Genomic DNA, 8088 nt, shown 5'->3' on the forward strand with positions numbered 1-8088 from the left:
TCCACGCGCTCGCTCAGGTCTGGATTGTCTGAAGGGGTGACGGTCGCCATACGTGCAGGGTATGACTCGTTGAACCGGGCGTGCAGGGCGATTCTCCGGTCTGCCACAAGGTCGAATACATCGCGGTCGGTCAATGGTGATTTGCTGTTTTTGGATCGCTCGGCGGCATCGGATATCGAAACGTATTTTTTCATGATTTAATCCTTCATAACCCCCTCAAGTAAGGAGCCGCGCCAGCCGGGTGAAGGTTTCCCGGTTTTCACCGTCAGGGATCAGCCGACAGCTAGGCGCAGCAAAAACTTTAATCAATGGCCTGAGAACGCCTATCCATGCGCTTCTTCATGCAACTGTTTTGCTTCGTATCGGAGTGACAGTGGCAGGCAGCGCCACGGTGCCGCAGAACTTGCCCCAGTCGCGCATCATCAAGCGCCGCTTTTCAAACAGATCACCGCGCCGGTAAGCGGCCTCTACCTTGTCACCAATGGAATGCGCCAGCGCCATCTCTGCAGCGTCCTTTGGGTAGTTGGTGCGCTCGGATGCCCAATCTCTAAAGGTTGATCGGAAACCATGCAGGGTTATGTCTCCATGTCCTATCCTCCTCAGTACCCGTTTAATAGTGTTGCCTGCCAGTTCCGCGCCCTTGGTGTTGAGGAAGATCAGTCCGCCAGTTCTCGGCATGGCTTTGAGCACGGCCACGGCATCATCACTCAGCGCCACGCGATGCTCCTTATCCATCTTCATGCGTTCCTTGGGGATAATCCACGCCGACTCCGCTAGGTTAATCTCCTGCCATACCGCGCCGGTAACTTCATTTAATCGAACCGCCGTCAGAATGGCGAATTCAACAGCGCGCGCCGGAGTCCCTTCTTGCTGGCGCAGCTTCACCATGAAAGCGCCTATCTCATCAAATGGCAGCGCCGGGAAGTGCTCAACAGATTGAATTTTTCCCGGCTTTGCAAGAATCGCATCCAAGTGACCACGCCACCGCGCCGGGTTTTCGCCGGATCGGTATCCGCGCACCCGCGCCCAGTCCAGCACCTTTTCAATGCGCCCACGAACGCGGGTCGCTGTTTCGTTCTTGGTGAGCCAGATAGGTTCGATAACACTCATCACCTGAGCCTGCCCAATGTCGCGCACAAATACCTTGCCGATTATCGGGAATGCGTAGTCAGTTAAAGAGTTGATCCACTGCAATGCATGAACCGGGCTTGACCACTCCGACTCTTTGGCAGCGATGTATTTCATCGTCGCTTCGCTGAATGTGACGGATGCCGCCCTGCTTGCCGCCAGTGCGCTACGTTTGGCCTTGCCATCGTCTATGGGGTCAATTCCTTCATTGATCTTGGCGCGTGCTGCTCTGGCGGATTCTCGCGCACCGGCTAAAGTCACATCAGGGAAACCGCCCAAGCCCATTGACCGCCGCTTGCCGCCGATCATTACCCGCAGAATCCAAGACTTTGCGCCAGTGTCAGAGACTTGCAGCGCCAAACCGGACACGCCACCGACGAAGTTCAAGCCTGGGGTTTCAAGCCTACCGACCTCTAACGCTCCTAATTCCTTTGCTTTGCGTGCCATATGAATAATCGTCCTCGCACTATTTACAGGCTATGATTTAGTAACGGCAAGGGGGAAGGCATAGAAATGAGCATTTCACATTTTCAATTGTGTAGAAAATAGTTGCCCTTGTCATTATCTTGCTACATCCCATCCTGCCAACCATCTAACCTACCAAAGATGATGATATTACCCGCTATGGTGTGATACGACAAGAAATGATTGAATTCTCCTGTAGCCCTTGCCAGAACTGGCATTGAGTAGGGTAGTGATACGGTGCGATATGTGGCGAAATAAGCCAGTGCGAGGAGGTCGCCGCCGCCGACGTGGTGATCATCGGCGCCGACACGCATGTGGACAAAGCACGTTTCGCCGGCAAGGCGGTGTACGAAACCTCGGTCGGCCGGGCCTTGAAGGAAACAGCAAAGGTCTTGCAGGAAGCGCTGGAGGTACGTCCGCCAAGCGCCGGCACGCCGGCGATCAAGGCCGAGCCACGCCCGGCCGAAAAACAGGCGGGGCCGTACAAGCATCTGCTCACCGGCGTCTCCTACATGCTGCCGATCGTCGTCGCCGGCGGTCTGCTGATCGCCCTGTCATTCATCTTCGGTATCGAGGCCTTCAAGGAAAAAGGAACGCTGGCCGCCAGCCTGATGGATATCGGCGGCGGCGCGGCCTTCGCATTGATGATTCCGGTGCTCGCCGGCTTCATTGCCTTTTCCATCGCCGACCGGCCGGGCCTGGCGTCGGGACTCGTTGGCGGCATGTTGGCCAGCCAGTTGCAGGCCGGTTTTCTGGGCGGCCTGATCGCCGGCTTCCTGGCCGGCTATGTCGCTCTCTACTTGATCAACCATATCAAGTTGCCGGTCCATTTCGAAGGCCTCAGGCCGGTGCTGCTGATTCCGCTGCATGGCCACGCTGGTCGTCGGCTTGCTGATGATTTACGTGGTCGGCAGTCCGGCCAAGGCAATCATGGATGGCTTGACCCACTTCCTGCAGGGTTTGAGCGGTACCAACGCGGTTCTGCTCGGCCTGCTGCTCGGCGGCATGATGGCGATTGACATGGGCGGGCCGATCAACAAGGCGGCTTATACCTTCGGCGTCGGCCTGCTGGCCAGCAACAGCTTCATGCCGATGGCTGCCGTAATGGCCGCCGGCATGGTGCCGCCGCTGGGTATTGCGCTGGCTACCTTCATCGCCAGGAACCGCTTTACGGCCGATGAGCAGATCGCCGGCAAGGCCGCCGCCGTGCTTGGCATCTCCTTCATCACCGAAGGCGCCATCCCCTTCGCCGCCAAAGACCCGCTGCGCGTGATTCCTTCGTGTGTTGCCGGCGCGGCGACCACCGGCGCGCTGTCCATGTTCTTTGGCTGCACCCTGCACGCGCCGCACGGTGCAAGGCGTTAAACATTTTTGTTGAAAATAAGCTCAATGACCTGAAACGACAAGCCGTCGCAAGCAACGCCGAAGACAAATTCGTCTGCGACTATTTCTTGCATCGTATTGATTCGACTGGGACAAAAAACCGTCTTCAACAAATCCTATTAACGGCTTGCGCACGGTGGCGTTTTCGTCCTGGCCATACCGAATGCGGTTGGCCAGTTGCTGCCCTACATCGGCGCCATCGCTGCCGGCACCGTGATCACAACCCTGATTCTGATCGCACTGAAAAAGCCAATTAACGATACGGCCGGAGTGGTCAACTAGAAACTAAAGTTTCGGCGTTTGCAGCGACCTAAAAAAGAACTATAACTTGTTGTTTACAAAGGAATAATCGACTAAGAATATGGTAAAATTGGTTGTCTTGCAAACTTCCAAAATACCCATAGCCGGAGCCGCAATGAATCATGACACGACGCCCTGCGCGTTACCCGCACTGACCTCGGATTTTCTTCGTAGCAGCGACTGCCTTGTCGACAATGTATTTGCCGATTTGTGGAAAAAGGTAGGGATGGCCGGGCTGCTCCAGCGCTGCGGCTTTCAGAAGCGCTCCGGTGTGCCGGTCAATGACGTGGTGTACTGCCTGATGTTGTGGGTCTGGCTGAAGGTCAATTCAGTCAGTCTGTTTTCGCGGGAATCCCTGGGTACGTTTGGCTCCGGGGGGCAAGGACATCATGTATGAGGCGATGAACCGTGAAGACTGGGACTGGCGCGCGCTGAACCTGCGCGTGGCCCATCAAGCCGTACGCCAATTGAAACGGCCCGACATGCCCGTGGCGTTTGTCCTGGATGACTCCATTAAAATTCGCTCCGGGAAAAAGATGCCGGGCGTGTCGAGCCATTTTGATCACACCACCGGGCGGCATGTCATGGGGCAGCAGGTGCTGACGCTTGGGCTGTCGTGCGCAGAAGGCTTTGTGCCCATCGACAGCGAGCTCTATACCAGCGCAACGAAGGCACAGGGGCTACCCGTGCCCTTTACTGATGGACGCAGCATCGCCGCCAAGCGCTTCCTTGTCGCCCAGAAGCAGACCAAGCCACAGATGGCAAAGGCGATGATCAAACGCGCGCAGCGCGGCGGTGTCGACGCCCAGTATTTGCTGGCAGACGCCTGGTTTGGCACCAAGCCCATGATCAAGACGGCGGAGGACGCCCTGCTGGTGGCGATCGTGCGCATGAAGAAAAACAAAATGAAATACCGGTTCAGCCAGCTTGAGGAGGGCAAGATCATTGGCCGCGATATGGATGTCAACTCCCTCTTCCAGTCGGCCGTCCGCGGCCAATGGGGAAAAAATATCCGGCCAACCCTACCAGTCGAAAACGCTCGATGTCGAACTTAATCTCAATGACAAAGAGGACAAGGCAGAGCGTTGGATCAAAGTGCGCTTGCTGTTCGTGTGCGGCATCGCCGACGCCGATAAAGCACAGCCAGGCAAGCATGACTGGGCGGTTTTTCTGACCACCGATGTCGGCCTTTCTCCTCAACTCATCCTGGAGCTTTACGCCATGCGCTGGGCGATCGAAGTTTATTTCAAAGAAGCGAAACAACACCTCGGCTTTCTCAAGGAACAGGCAAGGCACTACGCCAGCTATATCGCGTCGATCCACCTAACCGCGATCCGATTTTGTCTTTTGTCGATCGCCAAACATCAGCACAATGCGACCGACATCGCCGGCATCCGCCAGCGCATCACAACGAACGCGACCAATATCGACTATGCCTCGCGCCTGTGGCAATTCTTTCGCGCGTTAATTTCCGGCGCGCTCGATGAGTTGAAAAATTTGCTGGGCGCTGCGGTTGACCTGGTCATGAAAACAATCGAATCGCATGTGCAACGCTTTTTTGTGCAAGCCCTCCAACTTGACCCAGTTCAGTTACGCATGGAGGCACGCTAGCAAAGGCACTTCTCGTTATTCTTGTCCAAAAATGAAACCCGAAACTTTAGTAGAAAGCAACGACAAACGATTTTCCCGGATTTATCCGCTTCCATCTTTAGCATCTCTCCCACGACGGCGCCGGGCACGGCTGGGGGATTTTCAGCCCGAATCTTGTCAACCGAAGGATCTGACCATGCATAAGGCACCCATCAGCATAATCACCCTGGCCCTTGCCGCACTCCTGTTCGGCCAGCACGCAGTCGCCGAAGATGTCGGCGGCGTAGATGCCCGCGAAATGGTAGTAAAAGACGGGGGCCGGCTGAAAACTTCCGTTGAGGGCTATATCCGTGCTCTGGAAGGCGTCAATTCATCTTCCGGCGCCGCAGCATGCTTCAAACTGGCGGGTGCCGAATCGAAATACCGCCTCGGTAATGAGTGCGAGGTCTACGGCGAACTGCTCGTTGGGCAGGAATTGGCAACGCTACCCGATGGCGGCATGCTCAAGGGGAATGTCATGCTCAGCCTGTTCAGTCCGACCTCCGACGGCAAAATGCTGACCGATAACGCCACGACGGGCAGAGTAGCTCAGGCCTACCTCGCGGCGGAAAAACTTTCCTTCCTCAACGGTGGCTCGTTGTGGTTTGGTCGGCGTTACTACAAGCGGGAAGACATCCACATCACCGACTTCTTTTACTGGAATCCGCAAGGTCTTGGCGGCGGTATCGAGGATGTCGGGGTGGGTGGACTCAAAGTCAGCTATGCCATGTTCAATGAGGACTCCCAGTTCCAGTCACCCAAGGCCACCCGGCACGACATCCAGCTACGCGGCTTGAAGGTCAATCCCAGTGGCGAACTGGAGTTTGGCTTGAGCCTGATTCCCGCCTCCGGGCATGTTGCCACCGGTGGGGATTCCGGCTGGTCAGTCACCATGCAGCACCGCCAGACCAACATCCTCGGCGACGGCTGGAACAAGTTCGCCCTGCAATACGGGGTGGCGCCAGGAACCGGGCTCGGCAGTACCGGACCGCTGACCAACACCACTGCAGTAAAACGCTGGCGCGTGGTCGACGGCATTTATGCGCAACTGACCCCGAATCTCGGCGGCATGCTGACAGGGGTGTATCAGAAGGACGAGTCGAACACCGTCGACCAGACCTGGACCTCCCTGGGCGGCCGATTAACTTACGGCTTCACCGAGCACCTCAAACTGCAGGGCGAACTGGGCCATGACCAGGTCAAGCCAAGCGGTAGTCCGACGCGCAACCTGACCAAACTGACCATTGCTCCGACCCTGGCCATGGCCCGCGGCTTCTGGTCGCGCCCCGAACTGCGCCTGTTCTACACCTACGCCCGCTGGAACGACGCGGCCGCCGCGGCGGCCAATGGCTCTACCGATTCCGCCGTTGCTTCCATGTCGTCCAGCGGAGTATTTGCCGGCGCGAACAATGGCTCGACGGTGGGTCTGCAATTTGAAGGCTGGTGGTAATTCAGTTCTGCCGATGGGCAGGTAACTGCTGCATTGCCACAGGACTTGTGGCAATGCAGTTGTGGCGGATTGGAAAAAGTTAAATCCTGCGATGTGAGCTGAAGACCGCATGGATAAACGATCTACAAGACATACGCCGGAAGAATGACGCATTTGCTTGCTGTGCAGGATATGAGTCCGCAGAACGCCTGTTGACGCGGCTTCCAGCGATGGCTGTTATGTGTACCCGTTATCTGCCTGGTTGTTTATTGCGCGTTGCCACCAGCCTCTTTGCCAGACTGACAACGGCGAGAACGAGTGCGCCGACGATGATTCCGACCACCGCGTTCAAGGCCAGTGGTACCGTCATTTGCAGCACGTAACCGACACCCGGCACGGCACCACCCGCCTGCGCAAGTTGCTCGATTCCGTGACCAAGAGCGGGAACGCCGTGCGTCAAAATGCCTCCGCCGACTAGAAACATGGCCGCTGTGCCGACAATGGACAAGCCCTTCATCAAGTACGGCGCTGCCGCAAGGATTTGACTTCCAAGCCCGCGCTGCGCACGCGCCACAATCCCTTCACCGGTTTTTTGAAAGAGATAGAGTCCGGCATCGTCAAGCTTGACGATCATGGCCACGACACCGTAGACACCGACGGTCATCAACACGGCAATTCCGCTCAGTACAGCCAGCTTGGTCATGAACGGACTGGCGGCAACGGTACCCAGTGTGATGGCGATGATTTCGGCCGACAGAATGAAATCGGTGCGCACCGCGCCCTTGATTTTCTCTTGCTCCAGTGCCACGAGGTCGACCTTCGGGTCAGCCAGCGCCTGGAGAAGTTCTTCATTGTGAGCGCCGTCTTCGGTCTTGCTGTGCAGGAAGCGATGCGCCAGCTTCTCAAATCCCTCAAAACACAGAAACGCCCCACCAATCATCAATAAAGGAACGACGGCCCATGGCGCCAGGGCACTGATGGCCAGGGCGGCCGGCACCAGAATCGCCTTGTTGCGAAGCGACCCTTTGCCCACTGCCCAAACCACCGGCAGTTCACGCTCGGCATTAACCCCCGCAACTTGCTGCGCATTGAGCGCCAGGTCGTCGGCCAGCACCCCGGTGGTTTTCTGGGCGGCCACTTTGGTCAGTAAAGCCACGTCATCCAGAATGGTGGCTATGTCATCGATCAGTGCGAGCAGGCTGGATGCCATTGGCAGCTTTCAGAAAATGGTTGGCGGTTGCGAAAAATCAGCACGATACTCTTAAACGCATCACGCCAAGCCTCGGATTGAATTCTGCAGGCGTCCCGAGGAATGAGCTTGGGATATCAACCGGCACTGCCGAATCCAGCATTTCAGGATTTCATGGCTCACCCAAAGGGTGATTGCTCCCGCTGTTCGCGGCACAACTCGCTTGTGGTAGTAGCGCCAGCAGTGCCAGAGACGATCACGAGCGTGCCCGGCAGGCGCTGGAAGCGGGGGAAGTGTTGCCGCTACGCACCATCCTTGAACGGGTTGAACGTGAATACCCCGGACAGGTCATCGATGTCGAATTGGAGCGCGGACAAGAGAAAACCCTCGAACTCTGTATCCACAAGATCAAGGTGCTGCGCCCTAGCGGTTCATAGGAAAAACGCGAAAGCAATCGTTTGTCATGCTTTTGTTATATTTTCGCCTGACCATCTGCTTTGCAGCAGAAAGCTGTGTGCGCGGCGCCGTGAAACTACCATGAATTCGGCAACTTGAAAGTGCCAGT

General features: G+C 56.7%; 10 protein-coding genes. 7 read left to right on the top strand and 3 right to left on the bottom strand.

Features of this window, described 5'->3' with window-relative positions:
- Both ACOYNV_RS23760 and ACOYNV_RS23765 read right to left on the bottom strand, forming a co-directional pair.
- On the bottom strand, positions 1–194 hold a 194-nt coding region (locus tag ACOYNV_RS23760), incomplete at its 3' end, for a hypothetical protein (protein WP_422902288.1).
- A 145-nt stretch (positions 195–339) separates the two neighbouring features.
- Entirely contained in the window at positions 340–1575 is a 1236-nt protein-coding gene (locus ACOYNV_RS23765) for a tyrosine-type recombinase/integrase (RefSeq protein WP_422902289.1), read from the bottom strand.
- A 272-nt stretch (positions 1576–1847) separates the two neighbouring features.
- Here ACOYNV_RS23765 and ACOYNV_RS23770 point away from each other — a divergent pair, with 272 nt between their 5' ends.
- The 6 genes from ACOYNV_RS23770 (at position 1848) to ACOYNV_RS23795 (ending at position 6355) form a co-directional block, all read left to right on the top strand.
- Positions 1848–2612 carry a fructose-specific PTS transporter subunit EIIC gene (locus ACOYNV_RS23770; protein ID WP_422902296.1) on the top strand — a complete coding sequence of 255 codons (765 nt, stop codon included), beginning with the start codon at positions 1848–1850 and terminating at the stop codon, positions 2610–2612.
- The gene (locus ACOYNV_RS23775; protein WP_422902297.1) at positions 2497–2958 is read left to right on the top strand and encodes a fructose-specific PTS transporter subunit EIIC; all 462 of its coding nucleotides are present in this window, start codon (positions 2497–2499) and stop codon (positions 2956–2958) included. Before ACOYNV_RS23770 ends, ACOYNV_RS23775 begins: the two co-directional genes overlap by 116 nt.
- 433 nt (positions 2959–3391) lie before the next feature.
- A complete protein-coding gene (locus ACOYNV_RS23780; RefSeq protein WP_422902290.1) occupies positions 3392–3673 on the top strand; it encodes a hypothetical protein in 282 nt (93 codons plus the stop codon).
- On the top strand, positions 3666–4331 hold the full coding sequence (locus tag ACOYNV_RS23785; RefSeq protein WP_422902291.1) for a transposase: 666 nt from the start codon (positions 3666–3668) through the stop codon (positions 4329–4331). The genes ACOYNV_RS23780 and ACOYNV_RS23785 overlap by 8 nt, the downstream gene beginning before the upstream one ends.
- 40 nt (positions 4332–4371) lie before the next feature.
- On the top strand, positions 4372–4887 hold the full coding sequence (locus ACOYNV_RS23790; RefSeq protein WP_422902292.1) for a transposase: 516 nt from the start codon (positions 4372–4374) through the stop codon (positions 4885–4887).
- A gap of 175 nt (positions 4888–5062) precedes the next feature.
- Positions 5063–6355, top strand: coding sequence for a maltoporin (locus ACOYNV_RS23795; protein ID WP_422902293.1), 1293 nt, complete (start codon positions 5063–5065; stop codon positions 6353–6355).
- A 229-nt stretch (positions 6356–6584) separates the two neighbouring features.
- Here the strand turns inward: ACOYNV_RS23795 and ACOYNV_RS23800 are convergent, their stop codons facing one another.
- Positions 6585–7544, bottom strand: a complete 960-nt coding sequence (locus ACOYNV_RS23800; RefSeq protein WP_422902294.1) for a DUF808 domain-containing protein — start codon at positions 7542–7544, stop codon at positions 6585–6587.
- Between the two features lie 173 nt (positions 7545–7717).
- Here ACOYNV_RS23800 and ACOYNV_RS23805 point away from each other — a divergent pair, with 173 nt between their 5' ends.
- Positions 7718–7960, top strand: coding sequence for a PepSY domain-containing protein (locus ACOYNV_RS23805; RefSeq protein ID WP_422902295.1), 243 nt, complete (start codon positions 7718–7720; stop codon positions 7958–7960).
- Positions 7961–8088 lie beyond the last annotated feature (128 nt).

Source organism: Propionivibrio sp. (assembly GCF_049316945.1).
Taxonomy (GTDB): Bacteria; Pseudomonadota; Gammaproteobacteria; order Burkholderiales; family Rhodocyclaceae; genus Propionivibrio.